This is a genomic window from Campylobacter concisus (assembly GCF_015679985.1).
In the GTDB taxonomy this organism is placed as follows: Bacteria; Campylobacterota; Campylobacteria; order Campylobacterales; family Campylobacteraceae; genus Campylobacter_A; species Campylobacter_A concisus_AC.
On sequence record NZ_CP049239.1, the window covers coordinates 1,324,208 to 1,350,284 of the forward strand.

Below are 26,077 nucleotides of genomic sequence, written 5' to 3' on the forward strand. Positions count from 1 at the left end.
AAAACTTAATGTGAGCTTTAAAATTTATAGAATTTGTAGTTTGTGGCTAAGAACGAAGCACGCTGTCATCTGACGCACTATGCTATTAAGGTCTTGTAAATTTTAAATTTTTGTGAACGAGTAATTTCGGCTCTAAAATTTGAGCTAAGCGATCAATGAAGACAAAATTTAGTAGTCAATTCTTATGAGTGAATGGAATTTTAAAATCTATAAAGTGAAAAAGAATTAGATCGCGGACTAAGCCGCAATCCATTATAGATAAACTGGGATATTTGTATGTTCTAAGAAAAATCTTGAAGTGCCACCAAGCACCATTTCCATAAGACCATTTTCACCATATCTGCTAGCAACGATTAGATCAGCATTTCTATCAATAGCTGCTTTCAAAAGTGCTTCACCAGGTATCATCGTAGTAGCGATCACTTCAAAAGTGGCTGATATGCCATGAATTTTGAAGTACTCTTCAAGCTTTTTAAGATTTAGTTCAGCATTGTCGCCAAGACTTGCTTTTGAGGTAATGCACTGAACCTTTTTTGCCTTTTTTAAAAGATCGATCGAGCCTGTTAATGCCCTTGAGCTTTGCGTCGTACCAGTCCAGCTAACAAGGATATTATCGGCTTTAAACTCACGCATTTTTCTAGGTATTACAATCGCATTTTTACCGCTTTTTAAAACAGCTGACTCAAATGTTCCAGTGATCTTTCCATCAAGTGGCACAGCAGCCACCACTAGATCGCAAAATTTACTCTCTTGCTCCACTATCGCGCTTCTTTTGCCACTGTGAATCGTAAAATTTGCAGTGCAAACATCTTCAATGATTTCACTAGTTACTTTTATGCCAAGCTCAGCACAAATTTTATTGAAAATTTTCTCATTCTCTTCATGCTCGACAGCTAGTTCAGATTTAGCTGATTTTAGAAATTCCTCAAAAAGCACTCCTCCACGAAGCGTCATTTTCATATTATAAACTACGCTTGGGTCGAGCTGGCAAGTCATAATTTCCATATGTGTGTTAAACCACTGAGCAACCTTTAGGGCACCATAAATTCTTGGCTCGATATCGTCTCCAGCTCCTATTGGAAAAAGCAACTTTTTGTATTTCATCATCTGTCCTTTAAAATTTATTCGACTAAAGAGAGCGAAATTTTATTTCCTTTTTGCTCGCTCACACATACTTTGACCTGATCACCTACGTTTAATGGAGTTTTTATCTTTGAGATGTGAAGCAAGCCATCAATGCCATCTTTTAGCTCGATAAATACACCAAAATCAACAACACTCTTTACAGTTCCCAAAAACTCATCACCGATATTAAAATTTGGTTTTGAACGCTCTTTGTCGTGTTTGAATGGCTTTTTGCCAAATGAACGTCCATTGTCTTTTGAAGTGATAGAGATGATGTAATCTTTTGCAGCATCGACATTTTTCTTTGCTCCACCTGCGATTTTTACCTCGCCTTTTTCTCTATCAAGATCGATTGAAACTTCAAATTTCTCAATGATCTCTTTTATGGTTTTTCCAGCTTGTCCGATGATGTCTACGATCTTGCTTGGATCGACACTAAATAGTTCAAGCTTTGGAAGCACATCTTCATTTATTTCTATATTTTTATCCGCTTCTACCATCAAAGATAAGATATGCTCTCTACCACGTTTTGCTTGATAAAGTGCCTCTTTTAGCACTTCTAAACTAATGCCACCAAGCTTAATATCCATCTGAAGCGCTGTGATACCATCGCTTGTACCTGCTACTTTAAAGTCCATATCACCGTCATGATCTTCAAGCCCCATGATATCTGTTAGTACTGCGTGTTTATCACCTTCAAATATTAATCCCATAGCGACACCTGCGACAAGTTTTAAAGTATTTACGCCAGCTGCTCTAAGTGCGAGCGAACCACCGCAAACGCTAGCCATTGAGCTTGAGCCGTTACTCTCTAAAATTTCTGAAACGACTCTTATTGTGTATGGTGATGCTAGATCGATACTTGGTGCAAGGGCACGTTTGGCCAAATTTCCATGTCCAAGCTCGCGTCTACCAGGAGCTTTTAATGGGCTTGCCTCACCTACGCTAAAGCCTGGGAAATTGTAGTTAAACATAAATTTTTCTACAAAAGGTACTTTTTCAGTGAGGATGTCATACATTTGAGCGTCACTGTCAGTGCCAAGAGTAGTGACAACTAGGGCTTGTGTCTGTCCTCTTGTAAAGAGGCATGAGCCATGTGCATTTGGAAGCACATTTGTTTCGATACTAATAGGCCTAACCTCTTCAAGACCACGTCCATCAGCTCTAACACCCTCGTTTATGATCTGCTCTCTAACGATTTTCTTTTTATATTTGCCAAGGACATTTGTGATGACAGACTCGTCCCAGCCCTCTTTTTGAGCGACCTCATCACTTGAAATTTGTTTTGCGATCTTGCTAAGTTCGCTAGCGCGCTCGCTTTTTGCCATTTGATTGATCGCGTTTTTGACTTCGGCTTTATAAAATTTATCGATATAAATAGCGATATTTTCATTTTCTATCTCAGGTTTTAGCTCAAGCGCAGCGTCCTCTTTCTTATGCTCTTTGAAAGCTTCTTCGTAAGCACTGCTAGCTCTTAGTATCGCCTTACCAGCAAAATCAATCGCTTCAACCATCATATCTTCGCTAAATTCATTCATTAGCTGTTTTTGAGCCATGCTATCACTTAGGCTAGGATCTATCATTGGCTCAATCGCAACCATTGGGATAAGCTGTGTAATTTGTTGAGGCAAGCTTCTCATCTCGATCATCAAAAGCTCATCTTTTGTACCAGCTACATAAAGATCGATCGCGCTTTGTTTTAGTTCAGAGTTGCTTGGGTTGATCACAAATTTTTCATCTATATAACCAACTCTCACGCCACAAACTGGGCGATTTACAGGGATGTCGCTAAGATATAGTGCAACTGAGGCTGCATTTAGACTTACAACTTGTAAATCAACCTCAGGATCAGCTGAAAGCACCATTACAACGATTTGAGTTGGGTAAGCATAACCTTTTGGAAAGAGTGGTCTAAGAGATCTATCGATGATGCGAGCTGTTAGCGTTTCAAAGTCGCCTGGCTTTGTCTCACGCTTAACGTAACCGCCAGGAATTTTTCCAGCGGCGTAAGCTTTTTCAATGTACTGCACCGTTAGAGGTAAAAAATCCTCCTCAACTTGCGTGTCCTCTCTGGCAACAGTTGCTAAAACTACGGTATTTTTCACCCTTAAGAGTACCGCTCCGCTAGCTTGTTTTGCTACTTTATTCAGGTCAAAAATTTCAACCTGATTATTGACTTCTATACTATATTGCATTATTTTTATCTCCTTGTTGTTTTTGTAACGGCAAATAATAAGGGCTCTCTTCTAATATTGACATGATACGCTCACTCGTAGCTTCGATCTTTTTCTCGTAATACGAATCCACATCGATAAAATCAACGATCTTGTTTATCGTGTAAATTTCATCAACCATATCATTTAAATTTGTAAAGACATCAGTAGCAATCACTGGCGTTGCGTATGAGATGGATTTTACCTTCACATCAAGCAACGTCTTTATGCAAATAAGTGCCGTCATACCAGTCTCGCACCCCTCATCGATTAGTAAAATATTTTTATCTTTTAGCTCTCCTATCAAATTTCCTTTTCGGTATTTATAAACGTTTTTTAAAATTTTTTCTTCGTATTTTCTATGCGCTTCGCCATAAATATAGTCATAGCTTATATTAAAAGCTTTTATAAGCTTATCGTTTAATACTATATCTTCTGTCTCACTAACTATTGCAACGTCGCATTCGCTATTATTTGGTGCAGGTATTGGCTCGCTAAAGAGCATCTCGTAGCTTAAATTTAAACTTCTACAAACTGCATCTGTGAGTATAACTGACTCAAGCGACATACAAACAACTATCGTCTTTTTATCTACGAGTTCTTTTTTTGGCAAAATTTCAATTAGCTTGCTAGCTGCCTCTAATTGATCCTTAAATTTAGCCGTTATCATTTAGTTGGCACTCGATTTTGTACTGCTTTGCGAAAAGTCATAGTGCAAACCGCCCATTGGATAGAAATTTATCGTGAAATAGATACCATTTTTTCTAGTTGACGCTGAGCCGTTTATTGTTGTTGTTGGCTCTACATCTTGTTGATAAATTATCCCGTAATTCCAGCATTTTCTTTGATGAAGCACACCAACTCTCCAGCTTTTTGTGTAGCTTCGCTCGATATCATATTGCCAGCCGCCAATAAGACTATACTGATGAGGTAATTTTACTCCAAGACCACTTGTAAAATAGCTATCTTTTGTCGCACTATTTTTTATTTTGCTATCATTTTTCTTCATGGTGTGAAGCATATTTAGCCAAAATAGATCATTTGTGTATGAAAATCCGCTTTGTACCTTTTTAAGCTCTTTGCTCTTGTGTGAATATTCAAGCTTATTATAAAGGCTTAAATTTTCAAATGGATATAGATAGATAGCATTTTTTAAATTCGAATATTCATCTTCTTTTGTGTAATATCCTTGAGAAATACTATGTTTTATAATCTTTCTACCATTAGAGTTAAAGAAATACTGAGTCAGATAACCAGAAATTTCTTCCTTACTCTGCTCTTGAGTCAAGAAATTTTCATATTCATTTAGATTTTTATCATAGATAAACTCATCATCCAAATTTCCTTTTCTATAGCCTGGCAGTAGGTATTCGGCCCCAAAATTTAGAGTGTGATAAAAGCTTTCATACGCTTTTGCAAGGTCAGTGTGAAGGGTAAATTTGTGGTAATTATTTACAAAATTTGTATGCTTATCTTCTCTTTTATCATCAAATGAATTTATCTTATTCTCGTAATTTATTCTTGATGCGTATAGATACTCGTAAAATGAAAAAGTTAAACTATCATCAAGCAGTGGCACATGCACTGAAGCTGGAAGCGTAAATTCATACTGAGTCGCTCTAACGCCTATCTTTCTATCGTATCTATGTGACTGAAGATCGAGTGAATATAAGATATTTGGCAAGACAATATCATCTGTAAATTTATGATACTGAAGCGATGGAAGCTCTTGAAGAGTGTCTTTGTTCTCATTTTTTGAGCCAATTTTTTCAGTGTCTATGTAGTATTTTGCATAAGCACCAAAATAATGATCGTCATTTGCGATGAAATAGTTAAATTTAGAAGTTACAAGCGAATCATAATCATCATCCATGCCTTTTAAATTTAAATAATCTATATCATTTAGCTTCGTTGCGTCTATCCAAATTCCCTCTTGCAAATCCGCTTCGCTAAGGTATCTTATAAGCTTATCTCTTTCGTATTTTAGTCCAATGCCTTTATGTGTTTTATTTTTTAGTTCAGCCTTATTTGAGGTCTCTCCTTTTTGCTTGGCTTGGTAGCTGTTTTTATCAGTAAATGACCCAAAGCTGATTTCGCCCCTTGAATCAGGCGACTCAGTAAATCTAAACGCACCATAAATTCCAGCACCTCTGTTTGTTCTTATCTGTGGATCAAGCTCGAAGTCCCACTCATTATAAGGTGCAAAATAAATCGGCTGCTTGTAATAAAAGCCTTCAGATTTTCCGTATCCAAGCTCAGGCGGCAAAAGACCTGTTCTTCTTGTGGTATCTGTTGAAAAACCAAAATATGGCAAATAAAAAACTGGCACATTAGCTATACGAAAGACTGGGTTAAAAAGATGTAAAAATTTGCTTTGTTTATTTAGCATAGCTGAGCTTGAGGTGATACTCCAGTCAGGATCTTGGACATTACAGCTTGAAACCATCGCCTTTTTTACTCTATAGTACTCACTGTCAGAGCTGCTCTCATCGCTTCTCATCCATACTTCCATGTCTTTATTCATCATAAAAAGCGATTCAAAAGCAGTGTCATTATTTTTTAAATTTAGCTTTGCATAATTTGAGCGAGAGACTTCACTCTTGCCCTTCATCATGTTGACGTTACCAAATAGCTCAATAACCGAATTATTTTGATCATAAACTGCACAATCAGCTGTCACAAGGTAATCTTGTGAATATACAACAACATTTTTATTGGCCGTGACGATGCCTTTATCTTGCTTTACATCATCAGCCAAAAGCTGCACATCTTGCACAGCTGCACTTAGATTTAAAATACAAACCAGAACTAAAAATAAAATTTTACGCATTTATCACCACTGTTTTTGCTATTTTGTCTTGCCAAGTCTGCCTAGCTGGATTTGCAAATGCCCATGCAAAACCAAGATAAAAACAAGCTTCACTAACTAACCTAAAAATCGCTCTTACCAAGCTTGAAATAAAATTTGGTCTATCTAAAATTTCTACATTAATGCACATCGTCTTTGTTAGCATTTGTCCAAGACTCGCGCCATAATACCAAACAAAAAATGTATGATAAATAATCTTTAGTGAAACTATTTGCCAAAAGAAATTTAAAGTCAAATTTCTGGCTTCATCATAGCTCATAACCGACAAAAAGGCATCCCAGTAAATGATCAAAAACAAAAAAGAAACAATACATTCATCAATTGAGTAAGCTAGCACTCTTTTTGAAAATGGCGCTAGCGAAATTTCTTCTTTTTCAAGTTTTTCAACTATCTGCATACTCATTTTAATGCCTGCCAGGCAATATCTTTTCTATAATGTGCTCCGTCAAATTTTACATTTTCGCAAAGCTCATAAGCTCTATCACGTGCCTCTTTTATACTCTTCGCAGTAGCCACGCAGACTAGTACTCTGCCACCATCTGCATAAATTTCTCCATCTTGCTCACTAACACCAGCATAAGCGATGTGAGCATCTTTTACATCATTTAAAACTGAAATTTTAGCTTTTGGGCTACTTTTATACGGATAGTCCTTACTAGCCATTACGACACCAACCGCAAATTCATCTTTTAAACTAATAGGCTTTAGCTCGCCCTTTGCAGCATTTAGCAAAATTTCGCTTAGATTTCCATCAATTAACGGCATCAAGACCTCGCATTCAGGATCGCCAAATCTTACGTTAAACTCAAGTACATAAGGCTCATTTTTCACGATCATCAGTCCCACAAAAAGCACTCCACAAAACGAACTGCCCTCGTTTTTCATCCCTTTTAAAGTTGGCTTTACAACCTCTTCTTCAACCCTTTTTATCAGCTCTTTTGAAGCAAGCGGACTTGGAGCATAAGCGCCCATACCGCCAGTATTTGGACCCTCATCGTTATCAAGCAGGCGTTTGTGGTCTTGTGCCACTGGCAAGCTTACAAAATTTTCGCCGTCGCAAATAGCAAAAAAGCTAAGCTCAAAACCATCTAAAAACTCTTCAACCACTACAAATTTACCAGCCTCGCCAAAGCTAGTCCCACTTAGCATGTCGCTAACTGCCTCTTTGGCTTCTTCTTTAGAATTTGCGATTATAACGCCCTTGCCAGCACAAAGGCCATCGGCCTTTACGACCATCGGAGCGCTTAAGGTATCAATAAATTTAAATGCTTTTTCTTTATCATCTGTGTTTAAATATCTTGCAGTTTTTATATTATTTCTAGCTAAAAAGTCCTTCATATAGGCCTTACTGGCTTCAAGTCTAGCAGCTGCCTTGCTTGGTCCAAATATAAGCAAGCCCTCTTTTTTAAAGATATCTACTACACCTTCACTAAGCGGTGCTTCAGGGCCTACGATAGTTAGCTCGATACTATTTTTTTTAGCAAATTTTGCAAGCTCATAAAAGTCTTTTATATTTAAATTCTCGCCAAGGCGTGAGGTCGCACCATTTCCTGGCGCAAAGTATAAATTTATATTTTTTTCGTTTTTTAGCTTTAGAGCAATGGCGTATTCGCGGCCGCCACTTCCTATTATGAGAATATTCATTTCATCTCCGTAAATTTAAAAACCCGAGTGGGCGTCGCATAGAAGAGTGGCCCATAAACAAAGCCAATCTTGCAAATAGATGGATACCAAACGGTTGCAACTTCTCACCTTTTCAGACTCAAACGAAGCCACATCACAAGGCATCCATACCTTTTCGCTAACAAAAAAGTGTTGGACCCCGTAAAATGCTGACTCGCTTCACTCAGGCAATAAAATTATATAAATTCTTTGCTTAAAGTAATGTTTTGGCAAGCGCGATACAGGCGTTTATATCTTGACTTTGGCTTACTATTGGCTCGGTAAATTTTAGCTCTTTTGCAGTGACCTTTCCAATGCTTATTGCTTGATAGCTCTCATTCCAGCCAAAATTACTAAGAAAATTTCTGACATTTAGTGGAGAAGCAAAGATCAAAATGCTATCTTTTGGTGGTTTTAGCTCCATTTTACAAGGATTTAAAACGTTTTGATAAGCGATAATTGCTTTTATATTTACTCCGCCATTTTGTAAAATTTCTAAGAAATTTGAAGCACTATCTTTACCTTTTAGATAAAGAACTTTTTTACCTTTTAAAAGTGGCAAAATTTCTCTTGCAAAGTCATCTCCGTGAGCGTTCTTTCCGGTATAAATTTCACTAAATCCAAACTCTCTTGCAGCTGCCGCACAACTATTTGCGATGGCAAAGACTGGCAAATTTATAGCTTTTATATTGTTAAATTTTAATGCATTAAAAGCATTTTTAGAAGTGGCTACAAGCACGCCATAGTCACTTAAATTTAATTCAAATTTTAAAAACTCGATCTTGCTAACGTTTAAATTTACAACGCTCTCATCAGTCGTTTTTGTATTTGAAATAAGATAAATTTTACGCAACTCTTTTTAACCTTAAAAAAGACATCAAAGCAAGTAATGTGCAGGCTAAAATAACAATAGAAGTCGAATAAAATATATCACCAAGCCCAACTAACGGAGAGACGACGCCGCCTAAGAAAAATGGGCAAAATCCAAGTATTGCTGAGGCTGAACCTGCGTATTCTCTGCCTTCGTTCATAGCTAGCGATGAAGCAGTTGGCAAGACAAATCCTGTAAAAAGAAGTAATAAGAAAAATGCGATAATAACGCCGATTACTTCAAATTTAAAACAAAGCATGAAAGCAATAAAAATGCTAGCAAACAAGGTGCCAAAAAGCCCAGTTTTGAGCGCTTTTCTCTCATTTAAAAGACTGGCAAGCCTTGCTCCTATAACAAGTCCTAAACCATTTGAAGCAAAGCAAAAGCTATAACTTACTGGACTTAAAGAATAAAATTCTTGAAAGATAAACGAAGATGACGCTATATAGGCAAACATCGCACCCATCGCAAATGTCTGAATGCTTACGAAAAGCATAAATTTTTTCTTTCTTAAAATTTTGCCAAAAACACTATAAGTCACCAACAAAGGCATTTTTAAGCGATTTGACTGACTTAAGCTCTCTTTGAAATAAAAATTTGCGATAAAAAGCAAAATACCAATGATAGTAAGTGCCATAAAGATGCCACGCCAGTCGGTAAATTTAAGCAGCAAACTGCCACCTATTGGTGAAAGTATCGGGGCAAGACCATTTATAACCATCATAAGACTAAAAAATTTAGTCATTTCATGACCCTTATAAAGATCACTCACAACGGCTCTTGAGATGACTAAGCTGCCGGCACTTGCTAGCCCTTGGATGATGCGCATAAAGATAAAAAACTGGATATTTTGCGCAAAAAATATAAAAATAGTGCTTATCGTATAGACGATAAGCGAGATGGTAAGTGGCGTTTTTCGTCCAAATTTATCACTTATTGGGCCAACTATGAGCTGACCTATGGCTAAGCCTGCCATCGATGTCGTGATCGTTAATTGTGTAGCTGTGACGCTTGTTTTAAACCACTCAGTAATAGCCGGAAGTGCTGGCAAATAAAGATCTGTGACAAATGGTCCAAAGGCAGAGAGAGCGCCTAAAAATATCAACAAAAATAGTTTGGAATTTTCTTTTTTCATAGTTTTTCTTTTTTTGGAGCGATTATATTATGGTTTTACTTTTTGCTTTATTAAGTATAAATTTACTATTGTTATTATAAAAAGAAGCCCTAAAAATAGGGCTTAGTATTACATTTTGTCTTTAGTGACGATTAAGAGCATTTTAAATTTATCTTTAATCTTTAATCCGTGTGGTATTTTGCCTGGAAGCACGATGGTATCGCCTTTTTTGATATCAAAATGTTCATCACCAATAGTTAGCTTCATCTCGCCATCAAGTGCGATAAGTAGTGCATCACCTGGTGCTGCGTGAGTTGAGAGCTCTTGGTCTGTGTCAAAACTAAGTAATGACATTGAGCCGTTTTCATTCTTTACAAGCGTTTTGCTCACGATTTTGCCTTTTTCGTATTCGACTGCATCAACTAAGCTAAAAATAGCTGCCTTAGGTAAATGATCTATCATTAAATCCTCCTTAAAATCAATTGAAATATATTTCGTTGGTTCGTTAAAAACCAGCTTGCGCCACACTTTTTTCTCTATCAGGCAAGCTTGCTCATTGCCTATATGCATCTGCTTTTCACCGTAGTATAGGCTAGCACCGCCCTCCACAACCCATGAAAGGCTGTCGCAAAACAGCATCTCATGATCTAGCTCCTCGCCCGTATCAAATGCAAATACATCGACATGAGCGTTCTCGCAATCAAAAATTCTCTTGCTAACGACGCTTTTCGCGACAACTTTCGTGTCGGCGTTTAGATTGTAAATTTTACTCATTTTTCTTCCTTTCGTAAATTTTACACGTCATTGTAGTAAAAATTTTTAGACGATTTATTGATAAGGATTATCTCTAATCAGAATAAAGTTTATCATTTTTCCAAGACAATATTTTCTGTATTTGAATAAATAACTCAGGATTATCGATTACGACTAACAATAAATTACTTTTCACTCTAGTTAGTGCCTCAAAAATACAACTATGTTCGTCGTAAGGGTAATATTCATTATATGTAGATACCAGCTTTCCTTCTTCCGAATATTTAAAATGCTTATCTAAAACTACAAGTACATTTTCATATTCTCTTCCAATAACACTATGCGTAGATCTTGAATTTGTATAGACTTTTTCTCTCTTTAAGGACCCAAATGACTTTGTAGTATATTCTGTTAATTCAATTGAAACATAATGTTCCATTGAGTATTTTTCTTTAATATATAACATTGCATCGTTTTTATTAGAAAAATATACAACTTGAACTTTATCGTAATCGTATGGTTCAGCTTTACTAGTTTTAGTATTTAGAAATTTAGATATAAAAGAGGCCATAAAAATATTTGTTCTTATTTTGTTCTTTAGTCTTATATGCAAAACATCACTTCTATCTTTTAGTTTTTCTTCTACATTCAATGTTTTTTCTGATCTATGGAGTGTTTGTTGATGATCTGTTGAAAATACAATCATCTTATTACTAAGGTTTATTAGCTGCTTAAACTGATTTTCATATAGTCTTTGTGCCTCATCTATTAGTATAACGTCATAAGGTTTTAGATTGTCTATAATAATTCCTTTTATCGGTACAATTGTTATACCTAATTCATTGGACAATGATTCATACTCTGGAATTAATGCACAAAATACGATTAAAACTTTATTTCCCTTTAAAATATACTCTCTTGCCAAATCCATCAATAATAGAGATTTTCCAGTTCCAGGTCCTCCAGCAAGACAAATTTTTTTATAATCAGTTTTGAGTATGTCGTTTTTTCTTTGATTTTGTTCGCTTGTTAAAAAATATTTATGGTTCTTAAATTCTTGAGGCTGTGAGTATGGAGAGATTATAAGAGATGACTGATCTATAGACAGTAATTCATTTTTAATTACATAATCCTCTGGAATCATTTTGGATAAATCTAAAAAATCAATATCTTTTAATTCATTATCTTCTAACAAATAAATCTGTTTTGTTTTTGCTATATACGCACATATAACAATATCTTTGTTTAATAATCTAAGTAAACAATTATGCCTAATTAATTGATCTTTAATCGCAGATATACCATTTTTTGGTGGCTCACGCTTAACTTCTATATTCAAAACAGATTTATCGCTAAATCTGAGAATATCAAATTCTTCCCTTATACCAGTTTCGATTAAAGTAGATATAAAATAACCTTCCTTTTGCATATGAGATAAATGTGAACTTATTTCCATGAAAAACGAACATATGCTCTCTACTTCACTATCAGACATACCTTTATTTTGTTTAAATGAAAAACTACCGTCTACTAATTTAAAAAGCGACCTACATAGATCTTTATTTTTTGAGTCAAATATTTGAATTAAAGAATCTATATTGGTGCTTTTCATAAAAATATTCTCACTCCCACTCTATCGTTGCAGGTGGCTTGCTTGAGATGTCGTAAACTACGCGGTTTATGCCATTTACCTCGTTTATGATGCGGCGAGAGACGTTTTCTAGCAAATCGTACGGCAGGCGTGAGAAGCTAGCAGTCATGCCATCGCTCGCATCGACCACACGCACACAAACAGCATTTTCATAAGTACGGTTATCACCCATTACGCCGACAGAATTTACATTTAAAAGTACGCAGAATGCCTGCCAAGTTTTGTTGTACCAGCCAGTGCTCTTTAGCTCATCTCTCAAGATTACGTCAGCTTTTCGAAGTAACTCTAGGCTTGGTTTATTTACTTCACCCATGATGCGGATAGCAAGGCCTGGTCCTGGGAAAGGATGGCGGAATACTAAATCACGGCTTAGTCCAAGCTCAAGACCAAGCTTTCTAACCTCGTCTTTAAAAATTTCTCTTAGCGGCTCTATTAGCTCAAATGTCATCCAGTCAGGCAAGCCTCCAACATTGTGGTGGCTCTTTATCGTCTTGCTTGAGCCAACTACGGAGCTTTCGATAATATCAGTATAAAGAGTGCCTTGAGCTAGGAATTTCACGTCGCCATGCTTCTTAGCCTCTTGCTCAAAAATTTCTATAAAGGTCTCACCTATGATCTTGCGCTTTTTCTCAGGATCAACCACACCAGCTAAGCGGCCAAGGAAGGTCTCGCTCGCATCTATGCTAACTAGCTCAACACCAAGCTTTGTTCTAAATGTAGCTTCAACTTGCTCTCTTTCGTTTGTTCTAAGAAGTCCGTTATCAACAAAGACAAGGATCAAATTTTCAGGCACAGCAGCCGCTAAAAGTGCCGCAGTCACAGAGCTATCCACGCCACCGCTAACTGCGCAAAGCACCTTGTGGGTGCCTACTATTTTTCTTATCTCTTCTATCTTATTTTTAGCGAAGCTTCCCATGTTCCATGTGCTCTCGCAACCGCAGATATATTTAGCGAAATTCTTTAGAATTTGCGTGCCGTATTCGCTGTGTTGCACCTCTGCGTGGAACTGTATCGCATAAAATTTACGTTTATCATCGCCAAAAGCGCAATAAGGTGAATTCTCACTAATAGCGATCACTTCAAAGCCCTCTGGCAAGTCCTTTACATAGTCACTATGACTCATCCATACGATTTGTTTTGAAGGTGTATCTTTAAATAGCTCATGCTCTTTAATAACATTAAGCTCTGCTTTGCCATACTCTTTTTGATCAGCCGCTAAAACCTCAGCCCCATGCGTGTGAGCAAGTAGTTGCATGCCGTAGCAAACGCCAAGTATAGGGATGTTTAGCTCAAAGACACCACTATCACAAAAATAAGCATCTTTAGCATAAACACTAGCTGGACCGCCACTTAAAATGATACCTTTTGGCTCTTTCGCCTTTATCTCACTAAGCTTTGCATTAAATGGCAAAATTTCAGTGTAGACGCCCTCTTCTCTTAGCCTTCTAGCTATTAGCTGAGTGTATTGCGAACCAAAATCCAAAACTATAATCGTATTGTTCATTTATAACCTTTTAAAAATAGATATGAAAAATTTCAAACTGCACATACCAAACAATGATCGATACGATATATCCTAGAACCACCATCCAAGCGTATTTCATATGTGCGCCAAAGGTATAAATTCCTTTTAATTTACCCATTACTCCAACACCAGCTGCTGAGCCAAAGCTGATCATCGAACCACCGATACCAGCAGTTAGTGTCACTAATAGCCACTGACTCATTGCCTCGCCTGCATCAGCTCCCATTGCTGGATTTGCTTTTAAGACAGCTGACATAACAGGGACATTATCAACGATTGCTGAAAGGAAACCAACGCCGATATTTACAGCAGTTGAGCCAAATTTATCATAAAGTGATACAGCGTAATTTAAAAATCCAGCAAAATGAAGAGCGCCAACTGCAGCTAAAATTCCAAAGAAGAAAAATAGTGTGTTGTTTTCAATCTTTGACATATAGTGAAATACATGCATTGGTTCTTCATTTTTGTGAGCTTTTTTGAAATAGTAAGTATAAAGACTAAGTAGTGAGAAACCAAACATCATGCCCCACATCGCTGGCAAGTGGAAAAGCTGATGCATCATAACTGCACAAAAGATAGTAAATGCGCCTATAAAGATAACAGCTTTGCCGCCCTTTTTCATAACCACTTTTGGCTCATTTGCCACATCAAAATGTGGTGCAGTACTTGGCACTACACGAGAAAGTAAAAATGCCGTTACAAACCAACCTATGATAGACGCTGGGAAAAGTGCGAAAAAGTCGACAAATGGTGCTTTTCCAGCAGCCCAAGCCATAAGCGTAGTGATATCGCCAAATGGACTCCATGCCCCACCTGCATTTGCTGCTACGACAATGTTTATCGCACCAGCTACTAGGAAATTTGTATTATTTCTATCTATCGTTAGAAGAACGGTTGAAAGTATAAGCGCTGTTGTCAGGTTATCAGCTACTGGGCTTATGAAAAATGCCAAAATACCAGTTAGCCAAAATAGCTTTCTATAAGTATAGCCTTTTGATACGAGATTATATTTAAGTGCATTAAATACGTCTCTTTCGATAAGTGCTTCGATAAAAGTCATCGCCACCATCAAGAAAAATACGATCTGAGCGATCTCTAAAATCAGGTGATTTACCTCATGTTCAAGTGAATGCACATCCATGCCATTTATAAGCATATAAACACCGATAAGTAGGAACATAAATGTGCCGATAAAGATAGCAGGTTTTGCCTTATCAATATGGAAATTTTCTTCTGCTGCTATGAAAAAATATCCAACAACAAAAATTATAAGCGATAAAATTCCTGCCCATGTAGTAGTTAAGTCAATAGCTGCGGTTTCTCCATCAGCACCAAAAGCCATCGCGAAAAACAAGCCTAGAAGTCCAAAAAACCTCATTATACTCTCCTTGTAGAATAAAAAATCTTGGTATATTACTTAAAAGAGCCTAAAAATTAGGTTAGTTAAAATTATTAAGCTTACATTACATTTTTATTTAAATACGAAAATTTTACTAGATTTTGTTTATCTTGTCAGTTTTCTTTTCTTTTACGGGAGCATTTCCATAAAATGGATCATCTTTATAGCCACAACCACTAAATACAAAAAGAGTAAAAATTAAAATAAAAAATGATAAGATAAGCCCATGAAAAACGCTAAATTTTTGATAAATACTATTCACGAAAATCCTTTGTATAAAGAAAAATTAAGCATGGCAAATGAGTGCCAACAGCTTTTAGAGCTTATGGGGAAAGCAAAACGATTTTATATAGCTTTTTGCTACGTTAGAGAAGGTGTTTTGACCTTTGTTCTTACTCATCCCACTGGGCTTTTAGAGCTTAGGCGTGATAGTAGTATAAATGATATAAAAAGGTTATTAAAAACCTTTTGCAAATTTAATAAAAATAGCGTTTTTAACAGCATTCTTACTCCAAAGCCCATTAACGAAATCAACTATACAAAAAACAAAAAAGAAGAAAATATAAGATTTGTCGTGAGCAAATTTTTAAAATTTTTTAATCAAAAAGAGCAAAATGCCATCTTTTATGCGCCAGCTAGCAAAGGCAAGTTTAAAAATTTGGCAAAAGATGAGCAAATACACCAGAAATTTGAAGAGTTAAGAGAAATTTTGCTCAATAAAAATGAGCAGGCAAGATGCTAATAGACGAGATAAGAACGCTTCCAAATGAGCCTGGCGTATATCAGTATTTTGACGCACAAAATAGGCTCTTATACGTTGGCAAGGCCAAAATTTTAAAAAACAGGGTCAAAAGCTACTTTAAATTTACACCAAGTCTAGCTCCGGCTGAAAAGCTAAGTCCAAGAATTTCAAAGATGATAAGCGAAGCCGTGCACCTTGAATACATCGTCACGCCAAGCGAGGCAGACGCGCTCATACTTGAAAATTCATTCATCAAACAGCTTAAGCCAAAATACAACATCTTGCTTCGTGACGACAAGACCTACCCTTATATCTTTATAAATTTAAATGATGATTTCCCTAGATTTGAGATCACTAGAAAGGTGGTAAAAGGCTCAAATATCCGCTATTTTGGGCCATATTTTAACGGAGCTAGCGAGCTACTTGAGGCACTTTATCTAAATTACAATCTCGTTCAGAAAAAGTCCTGCATCAAAGGCAAAAAAGCCTGCCTTTTTTATCAGCTAAAACGCTGTTATGCCCCGTGTGAGGGCAAAATTTCAAAAGAGAACTACGTTAAGATCGTAAACGAGGCTATCATGGCCTTACAAAATCCAAATTTACTTATAACTCGCCTTGAAGAGCTCATGCTAAACTACGCCAAGGCCGAAGACTACGAGCAAGCAGCCGCGACTAGAGATAAGATACAAACACTTAAAAACATGCAAACAAAGGTTGAAGTTGATCTTGCTAAACTTGAGGACTTTGAGGCCTACTCGGTCGCTTGCGTGCACGATATGATCTGTGCGGTGAGATTTAGCGTGCAAAGTGGCAAGATAACTGGCGTAAAAACTGACATCACGCAGGCCAAAAACGCCCAAAAAGACGAGACAAACGAAGCTTATAAGCAGGCCATTTTAAAAAGCTTCATAGCTGGACAGCCGATAATTAGCACCAAAATTTATGTGCATGAGAGCTTTGAAGATAGCGAGCTTGTGGAGGAAATTTTAAACGAGAGATTTGGACGTAAATTTAGCATCACATGCCCAAAAATAGGCGATAAGCGTAAAATTTGTGAGATCGCTACCAAAAACGCTGAAGTTAGCATCGAAAAATATCTAAAAACGCACGATAACGTGCTATTAAACGAGATAAAAGAGTACTTTGACCTAGCTCACACGCCTTACGTGGTCGAGGCTTACGATAACTCACACCTTTTTGGCGAGGCAAGTGTCGGAGCGATGGTGCGCTATGAGCATGGCGAGTGGGCAAAGCAAAACTACCGCCATATGCACCTAAGCTCTAAAAACGACTACGATCAGATGAAAGAGAGCCTAACAGCTAGAGCACTTAGGTTTGACAAGCTTAGCCCGCCTGATCTTTGGGTTATTGATGGGGGCGAAGTGCTTTTAAATTTAGCCTGCGAAATTTTAGCAAGCAGTGGCGCAAACGTCGATGTAATCGCTATCTCAAAAGAAAAAATAGACGCCAAAGCTCACCGCGCAAAGGGCGAGGCAAAGGATAAAATTTACACAAAAAATGGCAGCTTTAGCCTAAGCACGAGCGATAAAAAGCTTCAGTTTTTCCAAAAAATGCGCGATGAAAGCCATAGATTTGTCATCAGTTTTCACAGAAAAACAAGGCAGAAAAACGATATGCAAAGATCGATCCTAAAGCAAGCTGGCGTATCTGAAGGAAGTATCGCGAAATTAATCAGCTTTTACGGAAGTTTTGATAAAATCAGCGAAGCAAATTTAGACGAAGTGGCAAAAATAACAAATAAAAGCGTAGCAGAAAAGCTTGCAGTGCTCAAAGAAGGAAATTTGAAGTGATAATATATGATGAAAATTTAAAAATATCTGCGATAACGCAAGATTCACTTGAGCTATTGGGTTTTGATAGTTTGGATGACTTTTTGTTGCGATACAAAGATATAAGCGAGCTAGTCATAACAAGCCAAGAAAGCCCAAACTACAGCTTCTTGGAATTTTTACAAAATACGAAAGATAATAGCGCTAGAGTAAATTTAAAAAGAAAAGATGGTGGTGCGATCTTACTAGAAGCGAGATTGCAAAATGCTATTTTAAAAAATAGCGAAAAATTTTTTATCGTGCTTTTAGAGAAGCAAGACATAATAAACAACCAAAATCTAATAGCAGCAGTAAAAGTAAAACCTACATTAAGACTGCCTGTTTTTAAACTAAACGCATGGTATCTTTTTGACACGCAGACACAATCACTTATCGATGATTCTTGGTTTGAAACATCACTTAAAATACTAAATTTAAGTAAAAAAGATTTTGCATCCTATTTAAATATATTTTTACGCAACGCAAGAGAAATTCTTATCCAGATCCAATCAGCCATAATCGCAAAAGATGAGATAATGCTCAAAAAATACGTAAATGAGATAAGAGAAGCTGCATTAAATTTAAAGCTTAATAACCTTGCAAATGAGCTTAACGCTTTTTTAGATAACAATCAAAATGGAAAGATGAAAGAGATGTCTCTTTTTACCAAAAGACTAATTGAGATAGAAAATATCGTTAAAAAATATAGCAAAAAGAGTATCAATGAAAAATAATAAATTTTATATATTGTTAGCGCCAATAATAATTTCAGCGATCTTTTGTGCATATAGCGGAAATGAAAGCTATAAAAAATTTACAGATCTAAAAGATCTAAATGAAAAACTATATAAACAATCCTTAGTATTTCAGACTATAAAATCCGTAATACAAGAGCACGATACTCTAATAGGCAAAAGCCAAGAAGATATAAAAAGGTTGCGGGATAACACCTTAAAAAATACACAAAAATTTATAAATTCTATAAGAAAAGACGATCGCATCGAGATACGAAATGTAAATAAATTAAAAGAATTGCTAGCAAATATAAATCAAAATGATCAATTTGATGAACTATTTTATGAATTTTTCCAAAATATAAACGGAGAAATAGATAGCGATTTTAAACAAGATTTAGACCGAGACTTTCCGCTTATAATAAAAGCCTATGCCGCAACTTTAAGTAAAATTTACAATCAACTCTCTTTAGCAAACAACACCAAATACTACGTAAAAAATATCTTTATAAATGGCCCTTTATTTTCAATAAACAGTAATGTAAGAGAAAATATATATTCCGTAAAGGACAACACGCCAAATCTTGATATGCTTCCAAAAAGTGAGCTAAAAGAGGATATTTATAAAGACTTTAACCAGTTTGAAGCCAACTATAAAGCTAAAAAAATAAGAGAAGCTAAAGCCAAGATCGCATTTTCTGAAAAGCTAAATATCGAAGATATCATCTTAATAAAACAGTATGAAGATGATAAATTTATACTTTTATTAGATAGTGCCATAAACATAAAAAATGAGCTACTAGAACTTACCAAGAGCGAGAAAATAAGCTTTGGCATAAAGACCTTTTTTGAGTTTTTGCTTTGTGGCTTGCTCATTTTATCTTTGCTTAGCATTTCTGCTAGGTTGAAATTTTTAAAGGTGCTTATCGATAAGTCAAAATACATATCAAACTATATCCTATCATCAAAAGAGGCAAGTGCGGATAATACGATATCAAAGCTCATAAAAACTTATGAAGATCTAAAAGAAACCTATATAAAAGATAGCAGCTTTTTTCAGATAAAAGATAGATATATTTTATCAGTGAGCAAAAAGCTAGAGTCTATTAATAAAGAAATTTTTACATCGACCGCAGCTTTAAAAATAGAAACAAATAATAGCAAAAAGCAAGTATTTATAGACACGATAGAAAAAAATGCAAATATCATGACCTCGCTTTATAACAATGCTAAAAATATCTCAAATGTTAAAAAATATAGCGAATGCAATAAAACCGAGATATTTGATCCTCAAAAAAGCTTTGAAGAAATTTTGCAAGTAAACATCGTCTATTCGCAAAGCAAAAAGATAAATTTTATAAGCTACCTTGATCCAAGCCTTACAAATGAACTAGAAGGAAATCTAAATTCATTAAAAACCGCATTTAACTCTATCTTTTTGGCGTCTTTATCAATGTCTTTAAGACATCAAAACATTATCATCGCTATCAAAAAAGTTCAAAAAGAGTTTGATAGAAGCGGGCTTTGTTCTGTAAGCTTTAGCATAAAAAATAGCTCAACCGCCATGAGCGAAAAGCAAATTTCAGATATATTTTCAGATGATGAGAATAGCTTAAATAATGATGAGAGCGAGTTTTATCTAAAAATCGCTCAAATTTATTTAAAAAATTTAGAAAGCAAGCTGGAGATTAATTCGTTTCAAAGTATTGGCAATGAGTTTAAATTTGTAGTCATTTTTAAAACAACATCAAACTATAAAGACTTTGATATAAAATGCAATCATAAACTAGCATTCTTACAAGACGCAAATGTCGCTTACAACGAAGCTTTTAAACAAACTACAAAAGACCTTGGGCTCAAAGTGGATATGCTAACAAGCACTAGTCCATCTATTACAAAAAATTATGATGCTATATTTTTAAGAAACACCAATAAGCAAGGTCAAGATATTAAAAATCCGCTCATTTTAAAAGATCCGCTAACTCCATTAAGCATCACAAGGCTACTTTGCTTAGGTGAAGCTAATATTATGAATAAAGATTTAAACGATAAACCAAAATTTTTAATCTGCGATACTAACGAAATTTACATAGATATAACAGCAAGTGGTTTTAGTAAATTTAACTGCGAAGTTGTGGGGGTTTGCAATAAAAAAGATCTAAAACAAGCCATAAAGCAAGGCGATTTTGACCTTATCTTTGTTGGCTCAAAATTTTTCGAAGCTGAAAAAAATAGCCTTCAAAAAAATATTGATCTTATAAAAGCAGCCATACAAAATGCAAAAATTCCAATTATACTAATGCTTTCAAACACTTCAAATATAGATGGAGAGAGTGTCAAAGAATACTTCAATGCCTATATAAAAACACCAATAAATAGCGACGAACTGGCTCAAATTTTTAGAAAATTTTTGCCAAATTTTGGCGAGATTGCAATAGACGAAAGCTATCTAGCAAAAAGCGAAAATATTATTTTATTTAAGAAATCGCCAATGGAAAATAAAATATTTAGCTCAGCTTTAGGAGAATTTTACAACACACTTGAAACCACAAATAGCTTTGATGAGCTATTAACAAAGATAAAAACCAAAACTTACGGTATCGTTCTTATAGATGAAAACGTAAAAGGCTTCAACTACGAAGAGCTAACAAGAGTTGTTGATAAGATAAGACAAAGCCAAAAGGTTGATACAAGAGTGCTGATATTTGGCGCACAAGAAAGAAGTGAATTTCCTTTTATAAAAGTGCTAGCTAAAAATATCACAAAAGCAGAGCTTTCAGCTACCGTAAGAGAGCAAATCGATTCTATGGGCGCTAGCTACGCTAAAAGCTCTTATGAATTTATTAAGTTTAACGCCTAAAACTCTTTTGCGTTATTTTTAAATACATTTAGCACGCTTGCTCGCTTATGACAAATTTCAGCGTATTCTCTTTCGCTCTTTGAGTCGTAAACTATACCAGCTCCAGCCCCCACAAATACATCACTAAAGCCATTTTCACCTGGCACAAAGATGGCTGATCGAATAAGAATAGCGACCTGAGCATCGCCATTAAAATGTAAAAATCCAATGCCGCCGCCATAGATATTTCGCTCAGAAATTTCAAGCTCATTGATTATCTGCATAGCTCTTATTTTTGGGGCTCCGCTTAGCGTGCCAGCCGGAAATATGCTAGCTAAGACATCAAAAAGATCAAGCCCTTTGGCGCATTTGCCATAGACATCGCTTACAATATGAATTACTTTTTCATACTTTTGGATATGCATAGCATTTTTTACGGATACACTTTTTGGCTCTGAAACCCTGCCAATGTCATTTCTAGCAAGATCAATTAGCATCTTGTGCTCAGCCAGCTCCTTTTCGTCACTTAATAGCTCATTTTCAAGTGCCGCATCTGCATTTGCATCGCTTCCTCTAGGTCTTGTGCCTGCGATCGGAGCTACAAAAATTTGCTCACTTTTCATCTCAAAAACAAGCTCTGGCGAAGAGCCAACCACATCGCCATAAGGTGTAGGAAAATGAAACATATATGGACTTGGATTTGTAAGTGAGAGCTTTTTATAAAAGTCTAGACTACTCATATTCGTTGAAATTTCAAGCAACTCACCAAGCACCACCTGAAAGACATCGCCACTTCTTATATACTCTTTTGCTAATTCAACCATATCCTCAAAGTGTTTCTTTTCTTTACCAAGATCAGTTTTTATACTAAATTTACTCTGCTCTTTGCTTTTGTTTTCAACTTTCACATCAAGCAAAAAGTCATAATATTTTTTCTTATCTCCATAAAATGTATAAATTTTACTCATCTTATCAAAGTGTAGATAGGCCTTAGCATCGGCATAGATAAATTTTGGAAATTCATACTTTTTAGCTTTCTCTTCTCCGATATATTCAAAATATCTCACGCCATCATAAGCAAAAACACCAAAGAGACCCGCAAATGGAGCCAAAGATTTATTACGATTTGTATCAAAATAACTTCTAAGCCCATAAAAATCCATATCCTTTTCATCTATATAATCGCAATCAATGCCTATAATCGTTTGCGTCTTATCCTCGGCTAGGTAGCTATTTTTAAATTTTTCTTTAATCACTTCATAATAAAACAGTGGTTGTTCTAAGAGCATTTTTTTCCTTTAATTTTTTGATGATTATAAAAAAAGTTCGCTTTTAGTTTTTAAAATTTTTATCAAATTTCTAAATTTATGCCCAAATTTCACCTTTTTACTATTTTTTTAACACCGCTTGGCTAAAATTTGGCACTCGTAAAAGGAAATTCATGCTTTTTGTTGAACTTTTTATAATTGGTATCGGCGTTGGATACATCGCTGGCTTTTTTGGTATCGGTGGCGGCACAGTCGTCGTTCCTATAATGGTCGCCTTTGGATATGACATAAAAACCGCTATTGGCATAAGCGTCATGCAAATGATCTTTAGCGCGACTTTTGGCTCATATCTAAACTACAAAGCTGGCCTTTTAAAACTAAATCGTGGCGTAGTTTTAGGGCTTGGAGGCTTAGTTGGAGCTAGTTTTAGTGGCATTATTGTTTCATATGCGCCAGCGATTTTACTTGAGTCACTCTTGCTTGCAACATTTATCTTATCCCTTTTAAAGTTATATTTTATGCCAAATAGCGACGGCTCAAACGCAAATAACTCACTTTTTTTACTATTTTTAGTTGGTCTTTTTGTAGGTGCTTTTGCCATTAGTATTGGCATCGGCGGAGGCGTCTTTGTAGCGCCTATTTTGGTAGGCTTTTTACACTATGAGCTAAAAAAAGCCGTTTCAATGGGAGTATTTTTTGTAATGTTTGCAGCTTTCTCTGGCTTTATCTCACTTTCATTAAGCGGCCATATCTCTTATTTAGAAGGTGCCTTTCTAGGCCTTGGCTCGCTAATAGGCGCATACTTTGGCACCAAAAAGACACAAGCTATGGATAAAAAAGCACTTAAAAAGTGGTTTTTACTCTTTTACATAGCGATGATAATTCTGATCTTAAAAGATATGATATTTGACTAAATCAAAAATTTAAGACTAGGCTAGCTAGTTTTAAATTTCTTCAAAAAGTAGGCTTCACTTAATTTAAAAGCAAGCTTATCTAGCTCGTCTTTACTAAAATTTACGCTCTTTGCGATATCTTCTAAACTAGCTTTGCCATCAAATTTTAAAGCGGCCTTGATCTCTTCATGGCTTAAGCTTAGCTTGCCATTTAGCTCATTTGCCAAAGAGATAACTGGTGAGCTAGCCTCCAGAAAATACTCCAGATACGTAGCAACTCTAGGCTTTAGTTTGGTTTTATCAGGCTCATAGGTAAGTGCTGCAAGTTTTGAAGAAGAAATTTTAGTGTTTTGATCGTTTAAAATTTCAAGCAGTCCCACAAAAGCTTCGTTTGCATTCTCGCCAAGTGCCGTTTTTACTTCGCTTAAATTTAAGCTTTGTGGATAGCTTTTGCTTAAAATTTCTTGCGTTTTTGTCCTTGGCCGCTCGCTAAAATATGCAAAATAAATCTTATCAAGCTCGCTCTCTCCAAGTACCGCATCAAAGTCCTCAGCACCGCCAAGCCTCTCCTTGTGAGCGATGAGGCTTTTTCTAAATGACCTATTAAATAAAAAGTCGTTTAGTTGCTCTTTTTTGATGCGAGAGTTGTAATTTTGCTCGATGTGCGCGTCAAAGCGGTAAATCCCAGTTGAGCTTGCAAAGATGTCATTTAGCGAAGCATCTATAACGTAGCAAAGTCCGTGTTTGTCGATATGCTTAGCAAATTTATGAAAGTAGATTGGCTCGTTGCTAGCCTCTAAAAAATCATGCAATATATAATAATCATTACCCTTTGCGATGATGCCTTGTAAGAAATTTAGCTGCGTTAGAAGAAGCTTCATGCTATCTTTGTATACGACATCGCTTTGGTTTTGCAGGCTAAATTTCAAATAATCCTGCAAGAAATTTAACTCGCTTTTTACGTGAGCAAGTGCTTCTTTGCTGTCGTTACCTGAGCTTACAAAAAGCATAAAATCTCTTAAAATATCAAGGCTCTTCCAGCCAGGATAGGTATTATACGAAACATAAGCGATGCCATCCTCGCTTAGTAGTGCCTTAATCGTGGCAAGCAGCGCATCTCTTACATTTGGGCTCACCCAGCTATAAACGCCATGAGCGATAATATAGTCAAATTTCCCAAGCTCTTTTATATCGCTTTCGTTCATGTGCAAAAAATTTCGCTCAAGCAGAGTAAAATTTTCTAAACCTATCTGCTTTGCCACCTTGTTACCTTCAGCCACCTGATGACTTGAGATATCGATACCAACGACTTTTGCGCTTTTATGTGAAATGGCAAATGGCAAGATATTACCGCCATATGACGAGCCAAGCTCAAGCACTCTAGCCTCTTTTAAGCTAGCTGCTTTAAGCCCCAGAAATTTAGCAACCGCTTCTATCCTAACTGGCGAGCAGTCGCTAAATGCAGCCGAGAAATAAGGAATTTCATCGTAAGCTTTCTTTGTTTTATTCATCAGCTATATTTTCTTGCAAATTCTCTCATAAACTCGCCAAGTTTTTCAACATCGCTTTGGCTAACGGCGTTGTAGATAGATGCTCTTATGCCGCCAATATGTCTGTGACCTTTTAGCCCTAGCATGCCCTCTTTTAGTGCTTCTTCTACAAAAACTGGTTCAAGCGCATGATCTTTTGGTATTGTAAAGCTCACGTTCATATCTGATCTGCTTGATTTTTTGGCATGGCCCACGTAAAAGCCGTTTGAGCTATCTATGATGTCATAAAGTGTGCTTGCTTTTTTGGCATTTATCTTCTCAACCTCGGCAAGTCCGCCAAGATCTAGTAGGTGCTGCATGGTTAAATTTAAAAGATAAATTCCAAAAGTTGGTGGTGTGTTGTAAAGCGAGTTTGCCTCTACGTGCGTTTTGTAGCGCAAAAACATAGGGATGTTTTGGCTGCTCACGCGATCAACCAAGTCTTTTCTTATAATGACGATAGTTACGCCACTTGGACCTGCATTTTTCTGAGCGCCACCGTAAAGCAAGCCGATACTGCTAAAATCAAGCGGTCTAGCGAAAAAATCGCTCGAAGCATCGACAACAAGTGGAGATTTTGTCTTTGGCATAGCCTTATACTGTGTGCCATAAATCGTATTATTTGAGCAGATGTAGGCGTAGTCGGCGTCATCGCTAAATTTAAACTCAGGGATGTAAGAGAAATTTTCATCTTCGCTGCTTGCTACGACATTCACATTTACGCCAAGCACTTTTGCCTCTTTGATGGCTTTATTTGTCCAAACACCAGTGTTTGCGTACTCAGCCCTGCCACCTTGATATAAATTCATCGGTATCATGCTAAATTGCAAGTGTGCGCCGCCTTGCAAAAATAAAATTTCATACTCATCACCGATGCCGTAAAGCTTTCTTATCTTCTCCATCGCGCCAAAGTGGATCTCCTCAAAGGTCTTGCTTCTGTGGCTGATCTCCATGATCGAGTAGCCCTCGCCTCTGTAGTCGGTAAATTCGGCCTTTGCATGCTCTAAAACGCTTAGTGGTATCGCGCTTGGGCCTGCGCTAAAGTTGATTTTTCTACTCAT

At 36.4% G+C, this 26,077-nt stretch carries 21 protein-coding genes; 5 read left to right on the forward strand and 16 right to left on the reverse strand.

All coding sequences use genetic code 11. The annotated features are described in order from the left end of the window. Positions 1 to 252: 252 nt before the first annotated feature. The 13 genes from G5B98_RS06710 to G5B98_RS06770 form a co-directional block, all read right to left on the reverse strand. Complete coding sequence (locus tag G5B98_RS06710; protein WP_021091781.1) at positions 253 to 1,104, reverse strand: universal stress protein; 852 nt, start codon at positions 1,102 to 1,104, stop codon at positions 253 to 255. Positions 1,105 to 1,121: 17 nt separating this feature from the next. Further along, complete coding sequence (locus G5B98_RS06715) at positions 1,122 to 3,320, reverse strand: polyribonucleotide nucleotidyltransferase (protein WP_196086433.1); 2,199 nt, start codon at positions 3,318 to 3,320, stop codon at positions 1,122 to 1,124. After that, positions 3,310 to 4,008: a hypothetical protein gene (locus tag G5B98_RS06720; RefSeq protein WP_021091548.1), complete on the reverse strand. Its 699-nt coding sequence runs from the start codon at positions 4,006 to 4,008 to the stop codon at positions 3,310 to 3,312. Before G5B98_RS06720 ends, G5B98_RS06715 begins: the two co-directional genes overlap by 11 nt. Further along, positions 4,009 to 6,168, reverse strand: coding sequence for an LPS-assembly protein LptD (locus tag G5B98_RS06725; protein WP_196086434.1), 2,160 nt, complete (start codon positions 6,166 to 6,168; stop codon positions 4,009 to 4,011). After that, positions 6,161 to 6,610: an RDD family protein gene (locus tag G5B98_RS06730; RefSeq protein WP_196086435.1), complete on the reverse strand. Its 450-nt coding sequence runs from the start codon at positions 6,608 to 6,610 to the stop codon at positions 6,161 to 6,163. Before G5B98_RS06730 ends, G5B98_RS06725 begins: the two co-directional genes overlap by 8 nt. Then, positions 6,607 to 7,851 carry a phosphoribosylamine--glycine ligase gene (gene purD / locus G5B98_RS06735; protein WP_196086436.1) on the reverse strand — a complete coding sequence of 415 codons (1,245 nt, stop codon included), beginning with the start codon at positions 7,849 to 7,851 and terminating at the stop codon, positions 6,607 to 6,609. The genes G5B98_RS06730 and purD overlap by 4 nt, the downstream gene beginning before the upstream one ends. 232 nt (positions 7,852 to 8,083) lie before the next feature. Then, positions 8,084 to 8,722, reverse strand: a complete 639-nt coding sequence (locus tag G5B98_RS06740) for a uroporphyrinogen-III synthase (protein WP_196086437.1) — start codon at positions 8,720 to 8,722, stop codon at positions 8,084 to 8,086. Then, a complete protein-coding gene (locus tag G5B98_RS06745; protein ID WP_196086438.1) occupies positions 8,715 to 9,875 on the reverse strand; it encodes a multidrug effflux MFS transporter in 1,161 nt (386 codons plus the stop codon). Before G5B98_RS06745 ends, G5B98_RS06740 begins: the two co-directional genes overlap by 8 nt. Positions 9,876 to 9,983: 108 nt before the next feature. Then, a complete protein-coding gene (locus G5B98_RS06750) occupies positions 9,984 to 10,628 on the reverse strand; it encodes a cupin domain-containing protein (protein ID WP_196086439.1) in 645 nt (214 codons plus the stop codon). 73 nt (positions 10,629 to 10,701) lie between these two features. After that, positions 10,702 to 12,219 carry a DNA/RNA helicase domain-containing protein gene (locus tag G5B98_RS06755; protein ID WP_196086440.1) on the reverse strand — a complete coding sequence of 506 codons (1,518 nt, stop codon included), beginning with the start codon at positions 12,217 to 12,219 and terminating at the stop codon, positions 10,702 to 10,704. 10 nt (positions 12,220 to 12,229) lie between these two features. Then, positions 12,230 to 13,762 carry a glutamine-hydrolyzing GMP synthase gene (gene guaA / locus G5B98_RS06760; protein ID WP_196086441.1) on the reverse strand — a complete coding sequence of 511 codons (1,533 nt, stop codon included), beginning with the start codon at positions 13,760 to 13,762 and terminating at the stop codon, positions 12,230 to 12,232. A gap of 10 nt (positions 13,763 to 13,772) precedes the next feature. Beyond that, positions 13,773 to 15,161, reverse strand: coding sequence for a sodium:proton antiporter NhaD (gene nhaD, locus G5B98_RS06765; protein ID WP_196086442.1), 1,389 nt, complete (start codon positions 15,159 to 15,161; stop codon positions 13,773 to 13,775). A gap of 115 nt (positions 15,162 to 15,276) precedes the next feature. Beyond that, positions 15,277 to 15,444 carry a hypothetical protein gene (locus G5B98_RS06770; RefSeq protein ID WP_188115921.1) on the reverse strand — a complete coding sequence of 56 codons (168 nt, stop codon included), beginning with the start codon at positions 15,442 to 15,444 and terminating at the stop codon, positions 15,277 to 15,279. A gap of 30 nt (positions 15,445 to 15,474) precedes the next feature. On the opposite strand from G5B98_RS06770, the gene G5B98_RS06775 reads away from it, so the two are divergent. Genes G5B98_RS06775 through G5B98_RS06790 form a run of 4 tightly spaced genes read left to right on the forward strand, consistent with a single transcriptional unit; the run spans position 15,475 to position 21,347 of the window. Then, positions 15,475 to 15,924, forward strand: coding sequence for a hypothetical protein (locus G5B98_RS06775; RefSeq protein WP_196086443.1), 450 nt, complete (start codon positions 15,475 to 15,477; stop codon positions 15,922 to 15,924). After that, positions 15,918 to 17,735 (forward strand): excinuclease ABC subunit UvrC, encoded by a 1,818-nt coding sequence (gene uvrC, locus G5B98_RS06780; RefSeq protein WP_196086444.1) that lies wholly within the window; start codon positions 15,918 to 15,920, stop codon positions 17,733 to 17,735. The genes G5B98_RS06775 and uvrC overlap by 7 nt, the downstream gene beginning before the upstream one ends. Beyond that, positions 17,732 to 18,487 carry a hypothetical protein gene (locus tag G5B98_RS06785; RefSeq protein ID WP_196086445.1) on the forward strand — a complete coding sequence of 252 codons (756 nt, stop codon included), beginning with the start codon at positions 17,732 to 17,734 and terminating at the stop codon, positions 18,485 to 18,487. The genes uvrC and G5B98_RS06785 overlap by 4 nt, the downstream gene beginning before the upstream one ends. Continuing rightward, complete coding sequence (locus G5B98_RS06790; protein WP_196086446.1) at positions 18,477 to 21,347, forward strand: hypothetical protein; 2,871 nt, start codon at positions 18,477 to 18,479, stop codon at positions 21,345 to 21,347. Before G5B98_RS06785 ends, G5B98_RS06790 begins: the two co-directional genes overlap by 11 nt. Here the strand turns inward: G5B98_RS06790 and G5B98_RS06795 are convergent. Further along, on the reverse strand, positions 21,344 to 22,615 hold the full coding sequence (locus G5B98_RS06795; RefSeq protein WP_196086447.1) for an anthranilate synthase component I family protein: 1,272 nt from the start codon (positions 22,613 to 22,615) through the stop codon (positions 21,344 to 21,346). The genes G5B98_RS06790 and G5B98_RS06795 overlap by 4 nt on opposite strands. Positions 22,616 to 22,767: 152 nt before the next feature. Here G5B98_RS06795 and G5B98_RS06800 point away from each other — a divergent pair, with 152 nt between their 5' ends. Further along, positions 22,768 to 23,508: a sulfite exporter TauE/SafE family protein gene (locus tag G5B98_RS06800; RefSeq protein WP_196086448.1), complete on the forward strand. Its 741-nt coding sequence runs from the start codon at positions 22,768 to 22,770 to the stop codon at positions 23,506 to 23,508. Between the two features lie 20 nt (positions 23,509 to 23,528). Here G5B98_RS06800 and G5B98_RS06805 read toward each other — a convergent pair whose 3' ends face one another. Together G5B98_RS06805 and serC are read right to left on the reverse strand one after the other, a co-directional pair. Further along, positions 23,529 to 24,998, reverse strand: coding sequence for a class I SAM-dependent methyltransferase (locus G5B98_RS06805; protein ID WP_196086449.1), 1,470 nt, complete (start codon positions 24,996 to 24,998; stop codon positions 23,529 to 23,531). Next, entirely contained in the window at positions 24,998 to 26,077 is a 1,080-nt protein-coding gene (gene serC, locus G5B98_RS06810; RefSeq protein WP_196086450.1) for a phosphoserine transaminase, read from the reverse strand. The genes G5B98_RS06805 and serC overlap by 1 nt, the downstream gene beginning before the upstream one ends.

Coding starts and splice junctions, on each gene's coding strand:
- G5B98_RS06750 (WP_196086439.1), bottom strand. CDS start 10,628: ATGAGTAAAATTTACAATCTAAACGCCGACACGAAAGTTGTCGCGAAA.
- G5B98_RS06725 (WP_196086434.1), bottom strand. CDS start 6,168: ATGCGTAAAATTTTATTTTTAGTTCTGGTTTGTATTTTAAATCTAAGT.
- G5B98_RS06720 (WP_021091548.1), bottom strand. CDS start 4,008: ATGATAACGGCTAAATTTAAGGATCAATTAGAGGCAGCTAGCAAGCTA.
- G5B98_RS06775 (WP_196086443.1), top strand. CDS start 15,475: ATGGCAAATGAGTGCCAACAGCTTTTAGAGCTTATGGGGAAAGCAAAA.
- guaA (WP_196086441.1), bottom strand. CDS start 13,762: ATGAACAATACGATTATAGTTTTGGATTTTGGTTCGCAATACACTCAG.
- G5B98_RS06730 (WP_196086435.1), bottom strand. CDS start 6,610: ATGAGTATGCAGATAGTTGAAAAACTTGAAAAAGAAGAAATTTCGCTA.
- G5B98_RS06745 (WP_196086438.1), bottom strand. CDS start 9,875: ATGAAAAAAGAAAATTCCAAACTATTTTTGTTGATATTTTTAGGCGCT.
- G5B98_RS06715 (WP_196086433.1), bottom strand. CDS start 3,320: ATGCAATATAGTATAGAAGTCAATAATCAGGTTGAAATTTTTGACCTG.
- purD (WP_196086436.1), bottom strand. CDS start 7,851: ATGAATATTCTCATAATAGGAAGTGGCGGCCGCGAATACGCCATTGCT.
- serC (WP_196086450.1), bottom strand. CDS start 26,077: ATGAGTAGAAAAATCAACTTTAGCGCAGGCCCAAGCGCGATACCACTA.
- G5B98_RS06710 (WP_021091781.1), bottom strand. CDS start 1,104: ATGAAATACAAAAAGTTGCTTTTTCCAATAGGAGCTGGAGACGATATC.
- G5B98_RS06800 (WP_196086448.1), top strand. CDS start 22,768: ATGCTTTTTGTTGAACTTTTTATAATTGGTATCGGCGTTGGATACATC.
- G5B98_RS06790 (WP_196086446.1), top strand. CDS start 18,477: ATGAAAAATAATAAATTTTATATATTGTTAGCGCCAATAATAATTTCA.
- G5B98_RS06805 (WP_196086449.1), bottom strand. CDS start 24,998: ATGAATAAAACAAAGAAAGCTTACGATGAAATTCCTTATTTCTCGGCT.
- uvrC (WP_196086444.1), top strand. CDS start 15,918: ATGCTAATAGACGAGATAAGAACGCTTCCAAATGAGCCTGGCGTATAT.
- G5B98_RS06755 (WP_196086440.1), bottom strand. CDS start 12,219: ATGAAAAGCACCAATATAGATTCTTTAATTCAAATATTTGACTCAAAA.
- nhaD (WP_196086442.1), bottom strand. CDS start 15,161: ATGAGGTTTTTTGGACTTCTAGGCTTGTTTTTCGCGATGGCTTTTGGT.
- G5B98_RS06795 (WP_196086447.1), bottom strand. CDS start 22,615: ATGCTCTTAGAACAACCACTGTTTTATTATGAAGTGATTAAAGAAAAA.